18 protein-coding genes are annotated in these 19387 nt (G+C 66.2%); 9 read left to right on the forward strand and 9 right to left on the reverse strand.

Features of this window, described 5'->3' with window-relative positions:
• The first annotated feature begins 33 nt into the window (after positions 1 to 33).
• Positions 34 to 657, forward strand: a complete 624-nt coding sequence (locus GM1_RS04070; protein WP_008376829.1) for a TetR/AcrR family transcriptional regulator — start codon at positions 34 to 36, stop codon at positions 655 to 657.
• Positions 658 to 723: 66 nt separating this feature from the next.
• Here GM1_RS04070 and GM1_RS04075 read toward each other — a convergent pair whose 3' ends face one another.
• A complete protein-coding gene (locus tag GM1_RS04075; protein WP_008376830.1) occupies positions 724 to 1284 on the reverse strand; it encodes an RDD family protein in 561 nt (186 codons plus the stop codon).
• Between the two features lie 246 nt (positions 1285 to 1530).
• On the opposite strand from GM1_RS04075, the gene glnA reads away from it, so the two are divergent.
• Positions 1531 to 2964 (forward strand): type I glutamate--ammonia ligase, encoded by a 1434-nt coding sequence (glnA, locus tag GM1_RS04080; protein WP_008376831.1) that lies wholly within the window; start codon positions 1531 to 1533, stop codon positions 2962 to 2964.
• A 282-nt stretch (positions 2965 to 3246) separates the two neighbouring features.
• Here the strand turns inward: glnA and GM1_RS04085 are convergent, their stop codons facing one another.
• The gene (locus GM1_RS04085; RefSeq protein ID WP_008376832.1) at positions 3247 to 4224 is read right to left on the reverse strand and encodes a zinc-binding dehydrogenase; all 978 of its coding nucleotides are present in this window, start codon (positions 4222 to 4224) and stop codon (positions 3247 to 3249) included.
• A 112-nt stretch (positions 4225 to 4336) separates the two neighbouring features.
• On the opposite strand from GM1_RS04085, the gene GM1_RS04090 reads away from it, so the two are divergent.
• Entirely contained in the window at positions 4337 to 4927 is a 591-nt protein-coding gene (locus GM1_RS04090) for a TetR family transcriptional regulator (RefSeq protein ID WP_008376833.1), read from the forward strand.
• Between the two features lie 3 nt (positions 4928 to 4930).
• Here the strand turns inward: GM1_RS04090 and GM1_RS21490 are convergent, their stop codons facing one another.
• Complete coding sequence (locus GM1_RS21490) at positions 4931 to 6229, reverse strand: cutinase family protein (protein ID WP_223291387.1); 1299 nt, start codon at positions 6227 to 6229, stop codon at positions 4931 to 4933.
• Between the two features lie 318 nt (positions 6230 to 6547).
• On the opposite strand from GM1_RS21490, the gene GM1_RS04100 reads away from it, so the two are divergent.
• Genes GM1_RS04100 through GM1_RS04120 form a run of 5 tightly spaced genes read left to right on the forward strand, consistent with a single transcriptional unit; the run spans position 6548 to position 8845 of the window.
• Entirely contained in the window at positions 6548 to 7438 is an 891-nt protein-coding gene (locus GM1_RS04100) for a hypothetical protein (RefSeq protein ID WP_008376835.1), read from the forward strand.
• Between the two features lie 18 nt (positions 7439 to 7456).
• Entirely contained in the window at positions 7457 to 7879 is a 423-nt protein-coding gene (locus tag GM1_RS04105) for a DUF6325 family protein (RefSeq protein ID WP_040519454.1), read from the forward strand.
• A 26-nt stretch (positions 7880 to 7905) separates the two neighbouring features.
• On the forward strand, positions 7906 to 8202 hold the full coding sequence (locus GM1_RS04110) for an SHOCT domain-containing protein (RefSeq protein ID WP_008376837.1): 297 nt from the start codon (positions 7906 to 7908) through the stop codon (positions 8200 to 8202).
• A 37-nt stretch (positions 8203 to 8239) separates the two neighbouring features.
• On the forward strand, positions 8240 to 8425 hold the full coding sequence (locus GM1_RS04115; RefSeq protein ID WP_040519456.1) for a hypothetical protein: 186 nt from the start codon (positions 8240 to 8242) through the stop codon (positions 8423 to 8425).
• 9 nt (positions 8426 to 8434) lie between these two features.
• Positions 8435 to 8845, forward strand: coding sequence for an FKBP-type peptidyl-prolyl cis-trans isomerase (locus GM1_RS04120; RefSeq protein WP_008376838.1), 411 nt, complete (start codon positions 8435 to 8437; stop codon positions 8843 to 8845).
• Positions 8846 to 8860: 15 nt separating this feature from the next.
• Here the strand turns inward: GM1_RS04120 and GM1_RS04125 are convergent, their stop codons facing one another.
• Complete coding sequence (locus tag GM1_RS04125) at positions 8861 to 10396, reverse strand: AMP-binding protein (protein WP_008376839.1); 1536 nt, start codon at positions 10394 to 10396, stop codon at positions 8861 to 8863.
• A 138-nt stretch (positions 10397 to 10534) separates the two neighbouring features.
• On the opposite strand from GM1_RS04125, the gene GM1_RS04130 reads away from it, so the two are divergent.
• Positions 10535 to 11335 (forward strand): TetR family transcriptional regulator, encoded by an 801-nt coding sequence (locus GM1_RS04130; RefSeq protein ID WP_008376840.1) that lies wholly within the window; start codon positions 10535 to 10537, stop codon positions 11333 to 11335.
• 58 nt (positions 11336 to 11393) lie between these two features.
• Here the strand turns inward: GM1_RS04130 and GM1_RS04135 are convergent, their stop codons facing one another.
• The 5 genes from GM1_RS04135 to GM1_RS04155 form a co-directional block, all read right to left on the reverse strand.
• Positions 11394 to 13070 (reverse strand): AMP-binding protein, encoded by a 1677-nt coding sequence (locus tag GM1_RS04135; protein ID WP_008376841.1) that lies wholly within the window; start codon positions 13068 to 13070, stop codon positions 11394 to 11396.
• Entirely contained in the window at positions 13067 to 14023 is a 957-nt protein-coding gene (locus tag GM1_RS04140; RefSeq protein ID WP_008376842.1) for a cyclase family protein, read from the reverse strand. The genes GM1_RS04135 and GM1_RS04140 overlap by 4 nt, the downstream gene beginning before the upstream one ends.
• A 726-nt stretch (positions 14024 to 14749) precedes the next feature.
• A complete protein-coding gene (locus GM1_RS04145; protein WP_008376843.1) occupies positions 14750 to 15157 on the reverse strand; it encodes a hypothetical protein in 408 nt (135 codons plus the stop codon).
• 98 nt (positions 15158 to 15255) lie between these two features.
• Complete coding sequence (locus GM1_RS04150) at positions 15256 to 16344, reverse strand: esterase/lipase family protein (RefSeq protein ID WP_008376844.1); 1089 nt, start codon at positions 16342 to 16344, stop codon at positions 15256 to 15258.
• A gap of 25 nt (positions 16345 to 16369) precedes the next feature.
• The gene (locus tag GM1_RS04155) at positions 16370 to 19375 is read right to left on the reverse strand and encodes a bifunctional [glutamine synthetase] adenylyltransferase/[glutamine synthetase]-adenylyl-L-tyrosine phosphorylase (RefSeq protein WP_008376845.1); all 3006 of its coding nucleotides are present in this window, start codon (positions 19373 to 19375) and stop codon (positions 16370 to 16372) included.
• Positions 19376 to 19387: the final 12 nt, after the last annotated feature.

Raw genomic sequence — 19387 nt, forward strand, 5'->3', positions numbered from 1 at the left:
ATACCCTCGGTATGCGGACGCTATGATGATCCCATGCCACCGGAGACCGCACGCATGAGCCGATCGGACCGACGAGCCAAAACCGTCGCCGATCTGGTGACGACTGCGCGGACCGCGTTCCTCCGAGACGGATACGCCGCCACCAGCCTCGACGCGATCGCGGAGGCCGCAGGCTATTCGAAGGGCGCCGTCTACTCGAACTTCAAGGACAAGCCGACGCTGTGCCGCGCCGTTCTCGTCGACATCCACGACGAGAAGATGGCGGAGATCGCCGATCTGGCGCCCGGCGACGGCGAGGTGGACCCGATTCGATTCATCGACGGTCTCGCCGACTGGCTTCGACGGTCCCTCGGCGACATGGAGTGGACGATGCTCGAGTTCGAGTACGCCGCCCTCGCCCGCAACAATCCGGACGTCAAGGAGTCGATCGCGACCCTCCGCTACGAGATCAGCGAGACGATCGCGGCGCAGCTGACCCGGGTGTTCGGCGATTCCCTGGCCATCAGCAACGCATTCGGCACGCCGCACGACATCGCCGACCTGATTCTCAGCACCGGCATCGGCCTCAGCGTGCAGCGCGCGATCGACCCGCGAGTGTCCGTCGAGCCCGCGATCAGCATCCTCACCGCCGTAGCCGCGCTGCTGCACGAGATGTGAGAGAACTTCGGCACTCCCTACCGCGCATAGCGCGGCAGACAGTGCCGAAGTTGAGAGGTCAGAGGGTCAGCGAGTGCGGACGAGCGCCGTTCCGGTTGCGCGATCGTGCATGCTGCGTCCGTTGAGGTCGGCGATGAGAGCCGGGACGACGAAGAACACGATCACCTGGCGAACCAGAGCTCGGACGAAGCCGACGGCCGCCCGCGGCTCTGTGTCTGCGGCCTCCGCCGCGTTCCGCTTCGCGCCGTAGTCCACGCGTGCGACGCGCATACCGGCCAGATACTGGCCCGGCGTGAAACCGAACAGACTCACGGCGATCAGACCCATGACGAACCACGTGATCGCCTGGACCGGCGACGCAGCGCGCATCGTCATCTCGAAACCGCTGGCCATCCCCTCTGGGCCACGAACGCCGACGATGAGGATGGCGACACCGCCCGCGATCAGCCAGTCGGCGATGATGCCTACGAGTCGCTGCCAGCCCGAGGCGAGAGCACCGACGCCCGACTCGGGAAGTCCGAGATCTTCACCGCGGAACCGGTTTCCTTCGGCACCCGGGATCTGTGGCCCCGACAGCCACGTCCCCGCGGCACGTCGAGTGGATCCGGAGTCACCGCGTGAAGTCATGCCTTCATCGTAGTCAGCGTGCAGCGAACACCAAGTTCGGTGGCCGACGCCACACGCACACGCCCCGAGTACAGCTAATCTGTAACACGTCGTCCGTGACGTAACACGGCGGAAACATTCGCTTGACGCACGGGCAACCTCACCTCCATAGATTTCATTGGTGAGATCCGGTGCCGTCGCATCACGGCGGCCTCGGAATGCGACCAGAGGTTCTGGTCGGATGTTCAGTAAGGAGTCAGGCCAACCGTGTACAACACGAACGAAGAGCTGCTCGAAGGAATCCGCACATCCGGTGTCGAGTACGTCGACATCCGTTTCTGCGATCTGCCGGGCACAATGCAGCACTTCTCCATCCCCGCCGCTGCATTCACCGAAGACGTCTTCACCGAGGGCCTGGCATTCGACGGTTCGTCGGTCCGTGGCTTCCAGTCGATCGACGAGTCGGACATGATGCTGCTGCCCGACCCGGCGACCGCGCGCATCGATCCGTTCCGCAAGGCCAAGACGATGAACGTGAGCTTCTTCGTCCACGACCCGTTCACGCGCGAGGCCTACAGCCGCGACCCGCGTAACGTCGCCCGCAAGGCCGAGGACTACCTGCGTTCGACCGGCATCGCCGACACCTGCTTCTTCGGCGCCGAGGCCGAGTTCTACATCTTCGACTCCGTCTCGTTCAGCTCCGAGATGAACTCGACCCACTACGAGGTCGAGTCGGAGTCTGGCTGGTGGAACTCCGCATCGCCGACCAACCCCGACGGCACCCCGAACCTCGGCTACAAGGTTCGCCCCAAGGGCGGTTACTTCCCCGTCGCACCGTACGACCACTACGTGGACCTGCGCGACGAGATGTCGACCAACCTGACCAACTCGGGCTTCGAGCTCGAGCGCGGTCACCACGAGGTCGGCACCGGCGGCCAGGCCGAGATCAACTACAAGTTCAACACGCTGCTGCACGCCGCTGACGACGTTCAGCTGTTCAAGTACATCATCAAGAACACGGCGTGGCAGAACCAGAAGTCGGTCACCTTCATGCCGAAGCCGCTCTTCGGCGACAACGGCTCGGGCATGCACGCCCACCAGTCGCTGTGGAAGGACGGCAAGCCGCTGTTCCACGACGAGTCGGGCTACGCCGGACTGTCGGACATCGCGCGTCACTACATCGGCGGCATCCTGCACCACGCACCGTCGCTGCTCGCGTTCACCAACCCGACGATCAACTCGTACAAGCGTCTGGTCCCCGGCTACGAGGCACCGATCAACCTGGTCTACAGCCAGCGCAACCGCAGTGCCTGCGTGCGCATCCCGGTCACCGGCAACAACCCGAAGGCCAAGCGCGTCGAGTTCCGTTGCCCCGACAGCTCGGGCAACCCGTACCTCGCCTTCGCCGCCATGATGATGGCCGGCCTGGACGGCGTCAAGAACAAGATCGAGCCGCACGAGCCCGTCGACAAGGACCTCTACGAGCTCCCGCCGGAGGAGGCCAAGGGCATCCCGCAGGCGCCGACGTCGCTGGCAGCGGTCATCGATCGCCTCGAGCAGGATCACGACTACCTGACCGCAGGCGGCGTGTTCACCGAGGACCTGATCGAGACCTGGATCAACCTCAAGCGCGAGAACGAGATCATGCCGGTGCAGATCCGTCCGCACCCGTACGAGTTCTCGCTGTACTACGACTGCTGATCTCTGACCTGCTAGGACTGCCTGTCAGTCCGCAGTGAGTACGCAGTGAAGTCGACCCGCTCCGCAATCACCTCCCGATTGCCGAGCGGGTCGACTTGTCTGCGTTGAGCCGTACAACACCCGGTCGGTGGCGGAAGTTCGCAGCCCGCACAATCCCATGCCGACGCCAGAACGATGCAGCCCAGCATCGTCGCGACGCGAAACCTAGCGTCAGCGAGTTAGCTCTAGCCTGGTGTTTGATGTCAGCTGCTGCCAGCAAACACCAGGCTAGACGGCGAAAAACTACGGCTTGAGCAGGATCTTGCCGGAACGGCCCGCGGTCGCATTGGCGGCGACGGCGTCGCGGACCTTCTCCAAGGGGTAGACCGCCTCGACAGGCAGGGTCAGTTCGCCTGCGCCGACGCGGTCGATGAGCTCGGCCATGAGTTCGGCGTTCCGCTTCCGGTCCATGGTGGCGCTGACCGTGCTGGCCCAGAAGCCCTTGACGGTGGCCTGCTTGAAGATGAGGTCGCCCGACGGGATCTTCACGACCGGCGACTCCATCGCCCCGAACACCATGAGCGTCGAGTTCTCCCCCAGCAGCTGCATCATGTCGCCCGTCGCGCGACCGCCGACGGAGTCGACACCCGCGATGATCGGCGCGTCGCCGACGATCGCACGCACCTTGTCCTGCCATCCCTCTTCATCGGTCGCGACCGCACGATCGATTCCGATGGCGGCCAGTTCCTGGACGCCTGCGCCCCTACGGACGAGGCTGATCACGTTGACACCTCGGGCCGCTGCGAGCTGAGCAAGCGTGCGGCCGACCGCACCGTTCGCCGCATTCTGAATGAGCCACTGACCCGCGCTGAGGTTCAGCTGGTCGAGCAGCGTGATCGACGAGTACGGCATCGCGAGGAGCTGGGCGGCGTCCTCATCCGACAGGTTGTCCGGGACCGGAATCAGCCCTGTCGCCTTCGCGACGAAGAACTCGGCCCAGGCGCCGAACTTCTGCCCGGTCGCCACGCGCTGCCCGACCGCCAGATTCTCGACGCCTTCGCCGAGCGCATCCACGACGCCGACGGCCTCGGTACCGGCCTGCGCCGGCAGTTCCGGCTTGAAGCCGTACTCGCCCCTGATCGTCCAGAGATCGTGGTTGTGAATCGGCGACAGCACGACGCGGACCCGCACCTCGCCGGGGCCCGGCTCGGGAGTCGGGATGTCCTCGACGCCGAGGATCTCTTCCGGCGTTCCGAACTGGGGGTATTTGACGGCGCGCATCGGCTGGCCTCTCTCAACGGTTGACTGTGGTCGTCCTCCACCGTACGTCCGCTGTCACACTATGACAAGTACGTCATCGAGTGCCGTTGTTGTCACTGATAGGCTCCGATGCATGACTCCAGAGGGAACCGGCATGAGGGCACGCGCACGCGAAGCCGTGACGTGTGCACTCGCCGACCTCGCCCTCGACATGTTCGATGAACACGGCTACGACGCCGTGACCGTCGCCGATATCGCCAGGGCCGCCGACATCTCCTCGCGCAGCTTCTTCCGCTACTTCCCGAACAAGGACGACGTGGTGTTCGGCAGCCGCATGCCGACGGCACAGGCAGTCGTCGACGCCTACCTCTCGCACCCGGAAAGTCCATGGGAGGCGCTGCGGCTCACGTTCCGCGGCGCCGGCGTCGAGATGGACTTGGTGGCGGACTCGTGGAAGCAGATCATGCGGATCATCTCGTCGAGCTCCGAGCTTCGTGCGAAGAACCTCGAGCGACACATCGCATGGGCGGTGGCGCTCATGCCGCACGTTGAGAAGTCCATCACCGACAGCAATCCGCGCCGCCTCGCCGACATCACCATCAACACGGCCCTGACCTGCTTCGACGTCGCGTTGCGCACATGGAGTCAGAGTGACGGAGCCACTCCTCTCGCCGAGATCATCGACGACACGTTCGCCCAGGTGCAGGTCCACGCCGCCGGTTGACCCTCACGCGTCGGCGAGCGGCGCTTCCACCGGAACGGTGAACGCCGGATCAATCGGGAGACCCGCCACGGGGGCTCCCACGAGCGCAGCCATCCGGTCGATGTCGGCACCGTCGCCCGCCGTCGGGCCGAATACGTTCGACGCGACCTCTGACACCCTGGGAAGCACGGTTTCGGCCCCGTCCCCCGGAACGAGAGGAGCCGACAGCCCCGGCGCCAGTTCAGCATCCTGGACGTCGGGTACGACCACCGGAGGCAACGGAACCTGCTCGGCCACACCGACCTCGGGAACGACGATCGCGTCGACGACGTCGGCGACGGTCCCGACGACGGCATCGACCACCTCGACAACCGCGACGAGGATCGCCTGCAGATCCACGATCGGAGGAAGCACAACGGCACCGATTCGTGGCGGCAGCACCCACGCGACGATCGGCGGGAAGTACGCGGCCAGCGGTGTCGGTCGATACGTCGTCGCGATCGGCGCCGGTGTGATGAGCAGCCGATTGACAGGGTCGAACACGTCGTAGGGCGTCGGAAGCCCCGGCGCGGGCCTCGGCACGTCCGCGGTCGGGATGTACGGTGCACGCCGGACTGTGTGCAGCCGACCGTCGTCGACGGTGTGCGGTGCGGCGAAGTAGTCGCCGTGCGCTCCGTAGACGAGGTAGCCGAGAAGGTTGTTGATGAACCCGATCGGGTCGAGAACCGGATTGGGCGCCGCACAGATCCCGTCGTTGGTCTGGCAGACCTGCGTGACAGGGATGTTCCGGGTCTGCGGCCGCGGCCCCATCATCGGGAATCCGGGCACGAACGACGGCAGCATCGCCATGACTCCGGGTCGGACCGGATCAGGCCTACGTGGATCGGAATATAGGACGCAACTCGTGTTGCGCGACATCACCGGATCCGAGTCGAAGGTGTTGCACACATTGCCGGTGACGAGGGCCCCTTGAGAGAAGCCCACCAGGCGGATATGCGATCCAGGGCATCGTGCGCGGAACGAACGTGCCGCACCACGAAGGTTCCGTTCACCTTCCGCAGTCGACTCCGCCCCGCTGATGTTGCCCCCGACCGGCGAGATGCTCGCGCTGTAGCGAACCTTGGTTCGCTGCGTGTCGGCCGGAACCGACTTGCCCATCGCACCGAGTCGAATGCCGTCGGGCTGCGCCGCTCCTCCGGTGGAGAACTCCATCACCCGCGGGCAGTTCGGTGCCGCCGACGTGATCCCGACGTTGGTCGGCAGCAGCGGGAGCAGAAGTCCCGCCGCAAGCGGCACGAGTATCCCCGGTCTCCGAATTTTCATGCGGCAGAGCGTATCTCGGGCCGACACCGGTGCATATAGTTAAAACAGTGATGCGCAGCACTCGGCAGATCGGCGTCCCCCATGTAAACAGTTAGGGTCGACTAACCGAGATCTGGGAGGGGGTTTCGCAAGGTCGCGACATGAGGCACACCGACCCTGAATCACGCCGTTAACCCGATGGAAAACTGCGACGTGCACCTTGTGACGGACACCTCACCATAGCCAGCTAACATTCCGCGCATTCGGACCGACACTCACGAGACTGCTAGCGTCGAACCCTGAATATCACGTGGAGAGTTCGATTACCGAAGGGACGAGATGAGCGGACGGCATCGCGCACCGTCGGATGACGGCACCGAGTCGCGGCGCACACCGATCGTCGTCGCTCTCGCCGTCGTCACGATCGTGGCAGTCGCGGTCGGGGTGTTCCTTGTCCTCCAACGCGACCACGGTGGTCCCTCACCTGCCGCCCCGCCGACCACACGCTCGCGCGCTGACATCGAGGCTCGACTGAACGCGTCATTCGACGCTCTCCGCTTCCGAACCCCGGTCGGTGTGGCCATCGTTCCCGTCGGAGGCGGCACGCCGCTCTTGTTCGGCGATCAGACCGTCCATGATGCGTGGTCCACGATCAAGGCGCCTCTCGGTCTGGCTGCTGAACGCAAGCACGGCATGAGCCGCACCGAGGCGAACGCCGTCGTCGACTCCGACAACAACTCCGCCCGGATCCTCACCAAATCGCTCGGCACCCCCACGGAGGCTTCCGAGGCTCTCGCCGATGTGCTCCGCGAAGGCGGCGACACGGTCACCGTCCCGCCTCCACATCGCGGTTCGACACATCCGATGCTGGGCGAGACGCAGTGGTCGCTTGCCGACTCCGGCACCTGGACGGCGAACCTTCCGTGTATGACGGGCAGTGACCACATCCTCGAACTCATGCGTGACGTCGCCGATGTGCAGGAATGGGGCGTCCGACGACTCGGGGACGAACGGACCGCCGTCAAGGGCGGGTGGGGACCCGACGCAGACGGCGGGTACGTGGTTCGGCAGATCGGCGTCGTGACTCTCCACGACGGTTCGCAAGTCGCCGTCTCGGCCAGCATCCACACTCCGAGGATGACGTTCGAAGCGGGAACAGCGACGCTCGACAAGGTCGCGGAGTGGTTGCAGGCCGAGTTCGACAGCCTTCCGGGCGGACGCTGCCACTGACCGTTTACTGTGTCGCATATGAACAGCCCTTCGGTCGGCCCTGTCGACTACCTCGTGATCGAGTTCCCCGACGGCGCCGTGTCCGCCGGAGGCTTCGCCGCTCTGCTGGAGCGTGTCGACGCCGGTGTCGTCTTCATCGTCGACATCGAGTTCTTCCGCCGGGATGACGCAGGGGTCACCACCGTCCCCGCACACGACTTCGGCGTGGTCGACGGCCTCGACTTCGGCGACTTCGACGGTGCCGCAAGCGACCTGCTCGATGCCGACGACCTCGCATCCGTCGCCGATGCCCTCACCCCCGGCTCGGTCGGAGCGGTCATCGTGTACGAAGACTTGACGATGGCTCCGGTGGTTGCCGCATTCAACGCGGCAGGCGCTCGTCTCGTCGCCTCCGGTCCCGTGTCCACCGACGATCTCGACGCCGCCCTCGGCGACGCCTGACCATCCCGACCGAAGGAGACGAACTCATGGGCATCCTCAAGACCGCTGCACGTGCCGCCGTCGCAAGCTCAGTCCACGGCCGCGTTCAGCGCCGCCAGCAGCAGCGATGGGCGCATCAGGACGCGACCGCCGCCGCGCAGCCGGTTGTTCACGCACCTGCTCCTGTCGTGGCTGCCGCACCGGTCGCACCGGCGCCCGCGCCTACTGCAGGCGCCATCGACGACCAGCTCGCCCGACTCGCACAGCTCGGTCAGCTCCGCGACACCGGCATCCTCACTGACGCTGAGTTCGAAGCGAAGAAGGCGCAGATCCTCGCCCTCTGATCGGCCCGGCGACCCGCCGCCGGTACGCTTGCCGATCATGAAGCTCAAGCCCTTGATCCTGGTCCCCGTCGCGGTGTCGGCGTTGGTTCTCGCCGGTTGTTCGTCGGACGATTCCTCGACGGACAGCACTCCGACAGGTCTCACGAACACCTCGGACTCCGCGGACGGCGCCGCCGAGGACACCTCGACGTGCCCCACCGAGAAGCCTGCGTCGACGACCTAGGCCGATTGGGTGTTCCAGGGGACGAAGGGCTCCATCGAGGTGGTCGCCCCGACTGCGGAGAACGCTCCGCTGATCACGGTGAACGGAAAGTTCGCCGTCGACGAGACCAGTGTGAAGACACTGGTTCCCGGCACCGGCGCCGAGGTGACCACGAGTTCGTTCGTCACGTTCTGCTATTCGGGTGTCACCGGCCGTGACGGATCGACGTTCGACGATTCCTTCTCTCGGGGCGCTCCGATCTCGTACCCCGCGACTCAGCTCGTGCCTGGATTCACCAAGGCTCTGGTCGGCCAGAAGGTCGGTGCCAAGGTCGCCGTCGCGGTGTCGCCGTCGGACGGCTACCCGAGCGGTACCCCGGACGGGAAGATCCAACCGGGCGATTCCATCGTCTTCGCGCTGTCCATCCTCGACGCGAGCTGACGTCGTGCATCGGGGTCAGCCGCGCAGTTCGCGCCTGAGGACCTTGCCTGTCGCCGTCTTCGGCAGTTCGGTGACGACGGTGAATCGCCGCGGCCGCTTGTAGGCGGCGAGTTGTGTCGCGGCGAACGCCTCGATCTGGGCGACGGTCGCGGTGGCGCCGGACTCGAGAGCAATGAACGCGCTGACCACTTCGCCACGCGTGTCGTCGGGGACGCCGACCACCGCGGCCTCGGCGACTGCGGGATGCCGGTACAACACATCCTCGACTTCGCGCGGCCACACCTTGTAGCCGGCTGTGGTGATCATGTCCTTGCGCCGATCGATGAGGAACACCCAGCCGTCGCTGTCGCAGAACCCGACGTCGCCGGTGTGCAGCGCTCCGTCGACGGGGCCGTCCACGACCGCCCCGTCATGCCAGTACCCGGGACTCACCTGTGGTCCGGCGATCTCCACTTCACCCACCACGCCTGGGCCGACGGGCCTGCCGGAGTCGTCGACGATCCTGCACCGTGTGGGGGCGAGTGGCACGCCTATCGAAAGTGCGCCCGACTCCGGATCGACTCGCCCGACTTCGCCTATCGGGGTGGCGATCGCAGGCGACGTGGTCTCGGTCAATCCGTACACGATGCTGAGCTCTCGGCCGGAGCGCGCTGTCACCCGGGAGGCGACGGCCGCCGACACGGGGGCGCCGCCGGTCGCCATCCATTTCACCGACCGGAAGTCGTCGGCCCCGTCGGATGCGTCGACAAGCGCGACTATCGCGCTGATCGCGCCGACGATGAACGCGGGCCGATGATCGCGCATCGCCTGCACCAGGAGTGTCGCGTCGAATCGGTGAGCCAGAATCAACGGCGCGCCCACTCGCAAGGACAGCGCGAGATGTCCGACGATTCCGGTGACGTGGAAGAGCGGCGTGATCGCAAGGACTTCGTCGTCCGCGGTGATCGACGTCCACAGTCGATAGAGTTCGGCGGCCGCCGTCAGATTTCCGTGCGTGATGACTGCCGCTTTGGGGACGCCGGTCGTCCCGGACGTATAGAGCAGGAGTGCCGGATCGTCCGACGCCGGCGCTCCGGGCATCCGCGCCGAACTCGGCGACTCGGGAGCCGACCGCCAGTCGTCAGCGGACGTGAGCACAACCGTCACCACGTCGGTGTCTCCGCCGGAGATGATCGGCTCCGCACCGGCCGAGTACAGCTCGTCGAGGCAGACGAGCGCACGTGCACCGGTGTCGACCAACGCGAACGCCAGCTCACGCTCGGTGTACATGGGGTTCAGCGGGACAGCCGTCCCGCCCGCCTTCCATGCCGCGATCACTGCGACGACAAACCCCGGATCGTTCTGGCAGAGGACTGCCACACGATCACCGGGGCCGAAACCATCATCAATGAGCCGCTGCGCGAGGTCATCGGAGAACAGGTCGATCTCTCGCGCCGTCAGCGTCGTGTCGAGGTATCGGACCATCGGCCGATCCGCACCGGCGGCGACAGTCGCGGTGAACATCTCGAGGCCCGAAGTCGGCCGCGTCAGGTCGGCCGCGTCGTCGATCATCAGCGTGCTGCTCTCATTCCGCGTCGTCAGTGACAGTCGGCTCTCGCACCGCGATTGTAGGCTCCGACACTCTGTCCGCGTTGGGGTTTCACGGCCGGGTCGCGCCCGAGATCGGTTGCGGCCAACTACGGTTGACGCATGTCCGATCCGCCGACACAGGCGCAGCTGATGATCCGGCCGGCGCGTGAGCTGTCCGGGATCTCGATGCGCGAGCTGGCGCGACGTATCGGTGTGAGCGTCGGGACGATGAGCGGCATAGAGACCGGCAAGACAACGGTCAGCGTGGAGCGACTCACCACGATCGCGGCCGAATTGGGGACGACCGTCGAATCGCTGGCCGAGATCGTCTCCCCGACTCGGGTCGACGACGCCGTTCCGGCATTCGATTGGCGGGTCTTTCCCGACCGCGACCTCGACCCTGCGCTTGCAGCGGCGATCCGATGTTTTGTCGGCGTCGGCTATCACGGTGCGACGATGCGCACGATCGCGGCGGAGGCCGGCCTCAGCGCGGCGGGCGTGTATCACCACTACCCGAGTAAGCAGTCGCTGCTGACGGCGGTGTTCGACCTGGCGCACGCCGAGCTGGCCGCGCACACCGACGCCGCTGCCGCCGATGCGGACTCCCCCACGATGTCGTTCGGCAATGTGTGTGAAGCGGTCGCACTGTTCGCCGCCACACGTCGTGACGTGATGCTGATCGTCCTGGCCGATCAGGCGAATGTCGATCCCTCCGACAAGGCACGAGTGCAGTCTGCGTCGGACCGACTGGTTCGAAACGTCGAGCGGCTGGTCGACGAGATCGGAGTCGACGATCCGTCGGCCACTGCGCGCGCCGTCGTCGACCTGTGCGGGAGCGTCTGCCGCCTCGACCCGACCGCGGATCCCACGACGGTCGCACGCCTCTATCGACAGTTCGGTCTTCGGCTCGCGGGAGAGTGAACCGACGACTCTCCGCCCGACGGAGAGTGTCGGGCGGAGTGTCGATGGTGCGATCGGCTCAGGAGCGTGCGATGACCTCGTCGCGCAGCGTCCGGCGCAGCACCTTTCCGGTGGCAGTCTTCGGGAGTTCGGCGATGATCTCCACTGACCGCGGGTACTTGTACGCCGCCATCTGAGCCTTGCAGAACTCGACGATCTCCTCCCCTGTCGCCGACGCTCCCGGCCGGAGCGAGACGAACGCCTTGACCGTCTCACCGCGGTACTCGTCCGGCACACCGACGACCGCGGCCTCCGCGACTGCCGGGTGCCCGTACAGAACGTCCTCGACTTCCCTGGGCCACACCTTGTACCCGGACGCGTTGATCATGTCCTTCTTCCGGTCGACCAGGTAGAACCAGCCGTCCGTGTCCATGAATCCGACGTCGCCGGTCCGGAGTTCGCCGCCCGGCATCGACTCCGCTGTCGCCTCGGGTCGGTTCCAGTACCCCGGAACCACTTGCGGCCCCGACGTCGCGAACTCCCCGACCTCTCCGACGGGAACGTCGTCGCCGTTGTCGTCGATCACTCGAACCACCGTGTTGAACACGGGCACACCGACCGAGAGTGCCCCCGACTCGGCGTCGACTGGCGCACGGACACCGAACGGGACCGCGTGCGACGGCGAATTGGTCTCCGTGAGGCCATAGATGTTGTGGATGTAGGCCCCGAAGACTCTCTCGAGACGGTCGGCGACCGCAGGTGCGATCGGCGCACCACCGGAGTACAGCGCCCGCAACGACGCGAAGTCGCCGGCCTCCGCGCCACCGGAGTCGGCGAGTGCGATGTACGCGGTGATCGCTCCGACCGTGAATGTCGGACGATGCTCGCGGATCGCCTCGACCATGACGTCCGGCGCGAACCGGTGAGTCAAGACCAGCGGAGCGCGGAGCAGCGCCGCGATCATCACGTGCCCGACCAAACCGGTGATGTGGAAGAGCGGCGCGACGCCGAGCACCACGTCGTCTCCGGTCAGGCCCATCCAGTCGCGATAGGTCTGTGCGTTGAAAGCAAGGTTCCCGTGAGTGTTGAGCGCGCCCTTCGGCTTTCCCGTCGTCCCCGACGTGTACGTCAGGACGGCGAGATCGTCCGCCGTCGGTGCGGCCGCGGACCGTACAGCCGACCCGTCATGCTCCGCGATGATCGCCGTCAGCGACGACGTTCCGGCTGGGACGTCTGACGTCTGTCCACCGAGCACACGACGATCGTCGCGTGACTGCCCGTCGAGCGCGGACACTGTGACGACCGTCCGCACCGCGGTGGTTCCCTCCGCGATCACCTCGCGCGCGACGTCGTCGTAGAGCTCGTTCAGTGCGAGCAGAGCGACGGCACCCGAGTCTTCGAGGAGATACGCCAGCTCACGCTGCCGGTTCATCGGGTTCACCGCGACCGCTGCACCGCCCGCTTTCCACGCCGCCACCAACCCGATCACAAATGCGGGATCGTTCTGGACGTAGAGCGCCAGACGATCACCCGGTGCGAATCCGTCGGCGATCAACGACGCAGCCAGCGCATCGGCAGCGGAGTTGATCTCACCATAGGTCAGCACACCGTCGAAGTACTTGATCGCGGGCGCGTCCGCCGCCTCAGTGGCCGCCGACACGAAGATCGCGAGAGCCGACTCGTTGGCGAGTGCGATGTCGGCGGGCCGGCCTTGCGAGTAGAGCGCGAGCCAGGGTCGGTCGGTGTACACCGTCACTTGATCGCCACCGGGTTGACCGGAGACCCCGTCGCACGGTGGATCTTCAGCGGCGCGGCCACGTAGAACGACGTGTAACGACCGTCGTCCGCCGAGTCTGCGGCGAGCTTCTCGAGATCGCAGATCTCGGTGAAAGTGACGCCCAGGTTCCGCATCAGCGCATTGTGCAGGACAAGTGCGACACCGCTGTTCGGATCGAACGTGACCTCGTTGGCGATCGTGTCGGTGACGAGGTTGGGGATCTCCATGTCCTGGAACCACTCGACGAGTCCAGGCGAGTACACCAGACCGGACTCGCAGAAGTCCTCATAGAACGCATCGCCCTTCTCGAAGAACAGCTGCAGATGATTCGTTCGGATCATCAGGATGTCGCGCTTGGCGATCGGCGTGCCCTGCGCCTCCGCGCAAGCGATGAGATCCTCGTGCGTGAACGTCTCGCCCGGTTCGAGGTAGTCCTTGCCGCGGAAGCGCGCCATGTCGAGGAGGTTGGCCCGGCCTGCGACGCCCCGCTGTGCGATCGGTTCGACGCTGGCCTTCTCGAGGCCGCCGATGGTGGTGCGGGCGTCGTAGCCGTTCCAGATCTTGCCGTCGTACCAGACGTGTCCCAGAGCGTCGTACTGCGTGGATCCCTGGAGGAAGGCGTTCAGCTTGTCATCGGCGTAATGCAGTCCGCCCGGGAAGGCCGGCCCGTCGCCGCCCTCGTCCCAGTGTGATTCGTCCAGGATCATCTCGCGGGTGGCGGGGCTACGGCCGGGCCACACCGGATCGCCGTTCGGGTCACCGATGAGCCGCTGCAGAGTGAACAGCTCGCCCTTCTGGATCTGGGCCGCGCCGGCCACGACCTGCTCCGGGGTCAGATAGTTCAGTGATCCGACCTGGTCGTCCGGTCCCCACTTACCCCAGTTCGACGGGGAGTCGGCCAGAAGCTCGGTAAGGTCAGGAGCATCGGTCATGGGTGTCACCTTCCAGGGAATGAACACTCACCCACCGAGCGTTCGGTTTGTTCAGGTGTGACCACAGTCACCCGTCCGGCGGCGATTGTCAAGGGTTCACCGAAACGTTCCGCGAATACGCAGGTAGAAGGCCCCACAGACAGCAACCCGCGAGGATGCGGGCGCATCCTCGCGGGTTGATCGAGTGGCGAATTTCAGAGAGTCGGGGGCACGCGCGGTGGGGGCGGCGGAGGTGGCGGTGGGGGCATCCGCGGCGGTACACCGTTGACCGGCCCCATCGGATGCGGTCCCATCGGTCGCGATCCCGTCGGTGGAGGCCCCATCGGAGGCGGGCCGACCATCGCCGGGCCGGCCGGGTGAGGCATCGGCGGGCGACCGAACTGTTGTGGAGGAATCGGCCGCTGAGGCATCGACTGTTGGGGCATCGGCTGTTGAGGCATCGACTGTGCCAAGCTCCGGCCCGGCAGCGTCGGCGCTCCTGGACCTGGATGCCCGTAGCCTGGACCGAAAGGCTGTTGCGGCAGCGGCGCAGGTGCGGGGATCCCGAATCCGTCTGGGCGTTCGGGAACGCTACCGTCCTGGCGCGCCGTCGCATGGAACTCGGTGAGCTCAGCACGCGGTGTGTTGCGCAGCTTGTTCCACGCGAACAACCACATCGCCACCTGAAGCAGCGGTACGCCGAAGATGACGAGGAATATGACAACCGGAATCAGACTGTCCATCGACTCAACCCACTTCACTGAAGTGTGCGCGGGCCGTCGGGTCCTCGGCGAGCACCTCTCGGGCGAGGCGGTCGAAGAATGCCCGGTACTGCTTGTAGCCGACGAGTTGTTTTCGGCCTGCAGGCACAAACCCGATCTTGTCCTGCGACGTGGTGAACGACATGATGTCGGTCTTCACGTCACATCCGACCATCGTGCTGTCGATGTTGACCACAAAGGTCATGTACTCGGTGACACCGCCCATTCCCCGGATCGAGAATCGCAGCCACCCGTTGCCTCCGCCGAGATATCGGAGCGTCGGCGTCGGCGTCGGCGGCGATTGACGGTGCGCGAGTTCGGCGACGCGGTACGGCGACAGCCTCGTCTGCAGGAATCCGGCCGCGTTCTCGAACCGGTGCGATGCTTGGCCCATGGCGACTCCTCGGTGTAGGTCGATCGTGAGAACCTACGCCTGAAACCTCTCTGCCAACATGTCCTTGGACAGGATGTCCACCGGTCCGACCAGCAGATTCATCTGTCTGGTGTAGTCGACGGCGCGAACGGTTTGATGAAGTCGGGCACACCGCCGGTGCGCCGCAACAGCGGCGAACCGAAGAAGGGCGCAACAACCTGGCACGGCACCACTCGGCTCGGATGGTCGTCGAGCGCGTTGAGGACGAACGCCGCCGCGCGAGGAGATCCGCAGATGCCGAGATGGTCGGACAGGTCTTTCACACAGCCGGCTTGAAGGACGATGTTGGTGACGTCGACGCCGTCCGGTCCCGGGAGTTGTCCGGAGGTGAACGGGTGCACCAGTTCATCGTGGACAGTCGAGATGTTGGTGTACGAGATGCCGGGGACGTACGGCCCGCCGTCGGCGTTCATCGTGGCGATGAACTCCGAATCGTCCATCATCTGCGGTAGCGCACGGCACGGGACCACCCCGGCGGGGTCGAAGCCGAAACGGCTGAGGATTCCGGTCGCCCCGTCGAGCACAGTGGTGCCTTCCCACAGTGGAGCCAGGGACACGTACTTGCCGATCCTGTCGTGCCCGCCGAGAAAGCGTGCCCAATAGTTGGGGACGAGCGTGCCCTGCGAATGACCGACGACGTGTACCTTGTCCGATCCGGTCGCCGCCATGACCTTCTCGGCGAACGCGCCGAACTCTGCTGCGCTCTCCTCGATCGTCGTCATGCCGCCGAGAGCCGAGATCGGCCACCGCGACCCGGGGATGGCGCCGAAAGTCAGCGTGAACACCGAATAGCCCGCCTCGGTGAGCAACGGGACGTAGGTGCCCCAGTTCGTCTGGCCGCCGCCAGCCGTTCCGTGCGCGAGGATCACCGGAATCGGGTGCGCCGGGTCGAGCGGATCGTCCCACCGGTTGGCGCCGGGCAGGCTTCCCCCTGGATGCGCGAGTTCGGGCCCGATGCCGGCGAAGAAGTCGTAGACAACCTTGCCCGTCGGGTCGTCCGCGTCACCACCGAGACTGATCAGTTCACGCGGAAACCGTTGAACTACCGAGTTCGCCGCCTGCAGGATCGGCTGGGTGATCTTCTGCGCCGCCGCCAGCGGCAGGGTCACGAGGTCGCCGATGAACTCGTTCAGGTTCTTCGGAGGCATCCGACCATGGTAGCCACCGCCGACCTCAGCTCCCGAACACCTCCAGCACCACGGCCTTGGCGCGTCGGGTGACCCGCATGTAGTGCTCCAAGAACTCCGACGCCTCGTCTTGCGGCCAGCCGGCGGCGTAGGCCACTGCACGCAGTTGCCGGCCGGGGGACGGAAGCTGGTCGACGGGCTTGCCGCGGACCAGCACCAACGCGTTCCGCGCCTTCGTCGCGGTGAGCCACGCCTCAGTGAGGATCTCGACCTCGTCGACCGGAACGAGTTCGGCCGCCGCGATGGCGTCGAGCGTCTCCAACGTCGAGGTGTTGTGCAGGGACGGATACTCGTGCGCGTACCGCAGCTGGGTCAGCTGGACGGTCCATTCGACGTCAGCGAGCCCTCCTCGTCCGAGTTTCGTGTGCGTCGCAGGGTCTGCGCCGCGAGGCAGTCGCTCGGAGTCGACACGTGCCTTGATGCGGCGGATCTCGCGGACCGCGTCCGGCGACACACCACCTGCCGGGTAACGGGTCCGGTCGATCATGTGCAGGAACGACAGACCGAGGTCGGCATCGCCTGCGACGGTGTGAGCTCGCAGCAACGCCTGCACCTCCCACGCCTGCGCCCACTGGTCGTAGTACGCCGCATACGACGCCAGCGTCCGGACGACGGGCCCGTTCCGCCCCTCCGGGCGAAGACCGATGTCGACTTCGAGCGGCGGATCGGCGCTCGGCGTGCCCAGCATGGTCCTGACCTGCTCGCACACCTTCTGCGCCCACTTCACGGCGTCGGCCTCATCCGCACCGTCGACGGGATCGCACACGAACATGACGTCGGCGTCCGAGCCGTAGCCGAGTTCTCCTCCGCCGAGCCTGCCCATGCCGATGACAGCCAGCCGGGCGGGTGCGGGCGCACCCTGCAGCGACTCCTCGATCACCTTCTCCAGCGCCGCGTCGAGCACGGCGGCCCACACCGTCGACAGCGCCCGGCACACCTGCTGGACGGTCATCAGTCCGAGGATGTCGGCCGACGCGATGCGAGCGAGCTCTGCGCGACGGTGAGATCGCGCGACAGCGATCGCCCGTGTCAGGTCCGGCGCACGACGCATGGACGCGCGCAGCCCCTTCGCCACGTCGGCCGAGTCGACCTCGATGAGCTTGGGGCCCGTCGCTCCCGTCGAGTAGAGCGAGATGACGTCAGGTGACCGCATGAGAAGGTCGGCGATGTACTCACTTGTCCCGAGCACCCGCATGAGCCGCTCGGCGACCACGCCGTCGTCGCGGAGAAGGCGCAGGTACCAGGCCGTGGTGCCCATCTGCTCGCTGAGTTTGCGATAGTTCAGCAGACCAGCGTCGGGATCGGGAGTGTCCGAGATGTGCTCGAGCAGTCCCGGCAGGATCATCGACTGAATGGCACCGGTACGTCCGGGGGTCGACGCCAACGCCCGAATGTGGGCCAACGCGCGGTCGGGCATCGCGTAGCCGAGCGCGGCGAGCTGACGTTTGGCCGAGTCGTCGGTGAGTCGCAGGAGCCCCTTGTCCTGCCGCGCCACCGCGTCGAGCAGCGGCCGGTAGAACAGCTTCTCATGCAACTGCCGCACGCGCGTGATCTGTTTCCGCAGGTCACGCCGGAGAACCGCGGCGGCGTCACGGCTTCCTTCGGGACGGATGTGCGCGGCCCGCGCCAACCAGCGCATCGCGGGCTCGTCGTCGGGCTCGGGCAGCAGATGGGTCCGGCTCAGACGCTGCAGCTGGATCCGATGCTCGAGCAGACGGAGGAACTGGTACGACGCCGAGAAGTTCGCGCCGTCGTCGCGCCCGATGTAACCCGCGGTTGTCAGCGCGTCCAGGGCGTCCACCGTGGACTGCACGCGCAACGATGCGTCGACTCGTCCATGCACCATCTGCAGCAGTTGGACGGCGAACTCCACATCGCGCAGGCCGCCACGGCCCAGCTTGAGGTTGCGGGCCTTGTGCTCATCGGGAATGAGGGATTCCACCCGGCGGCGCATCGCCTGCACCTCGGGGACGAAGTCGTCGCGCTCGGACGCGTCCCACACCATCGGAGACGTCGCCGCGACATAGTCCCGTCCGAGTGCCATGTCACCGGTCATCGGGCGAGCCTTCAACAACGCCTGGAACTCCCAGGTCTTGGCCCATCGCCGGTAGTACGCGACATGCGACTCGAGGGTCCGCGTGAGCGCACCGGACTTGCCTTCCGGGCGCAGTCCCGCGTCGACGTCGAAGAACGCCTGCGAACCGATGCGCATCATCTCGCCCGCGATCCGGGCCGAGGTTCCGTCTGCGGGTTCGGCGACAAAAACGACGTCGACGTCGGAGACGTAGTTCAGCTCGCGGGCGCCGCACTTCCCCATCGCGACCACCGCTAGTCGGATGTCGAGCGGGCTGTCGCCGGCCACTTCGGCGATCGCGACGGCGAGGGCCGCGGTCAGCGCCGCGTCGGCGAGATCGGCCAGCCGTCCGCCCACCTCGGGCAGGTAGAGGACCTCCTCGTTCTCGACGGTCGCCGCGAGATCGTGCGCGGCGAGGATCAGAACTTGGTCTCGATACGACTTGCGGAGCGCCGCGACCGCGTCCGGTCCGGTGATCGCCGCGCGGAACAGCAGATCGTCGTCCGACGTCCCGTCGACCCGGACCGCCCCGATCGAGTCGAGCAGCGCGGATCGCGACTGCTCCGCCGACGGCATCTCGTCGTCGACCAGCAGCCGCCACGCATCGGGTTCGGCGACGACGTGATCGGCGAGCGCATCCGACCCGCCGAGCACCGACAGCAGTCGACCGCGGAACGCCTTCGACGACCGCAGCAAGGCGTCGATCTGCGGCCAGTCCCCCGACCCTTCACGGTCATGGAGCCGCACGAGCGCCCGCAACGCCAGGTCGGCGTCGGGTGCCCGCGACAGCGCCCACAAGAGATCAACCGTCGCAGCACTCGACCATCCCAGCGTCGCGAGATCCGCGCGCGCGGTGTCGTCGAGAAGCCCCAGACGGCCAGGACTCGGAACGGCCGAACGGCCTCCGGTACTCGTCACGTCTGTGCCCTT

The organism is Gordonia malaquae NBRC 108250, assembly GCF_000344135.1.
Classification (GTDB): domain Bacteria; phylum Actinomycetota; class Actinomycetes; order Mycobacteriales; family Mycobacteriaceae; genus Gordonia; species Gordonia malaquae.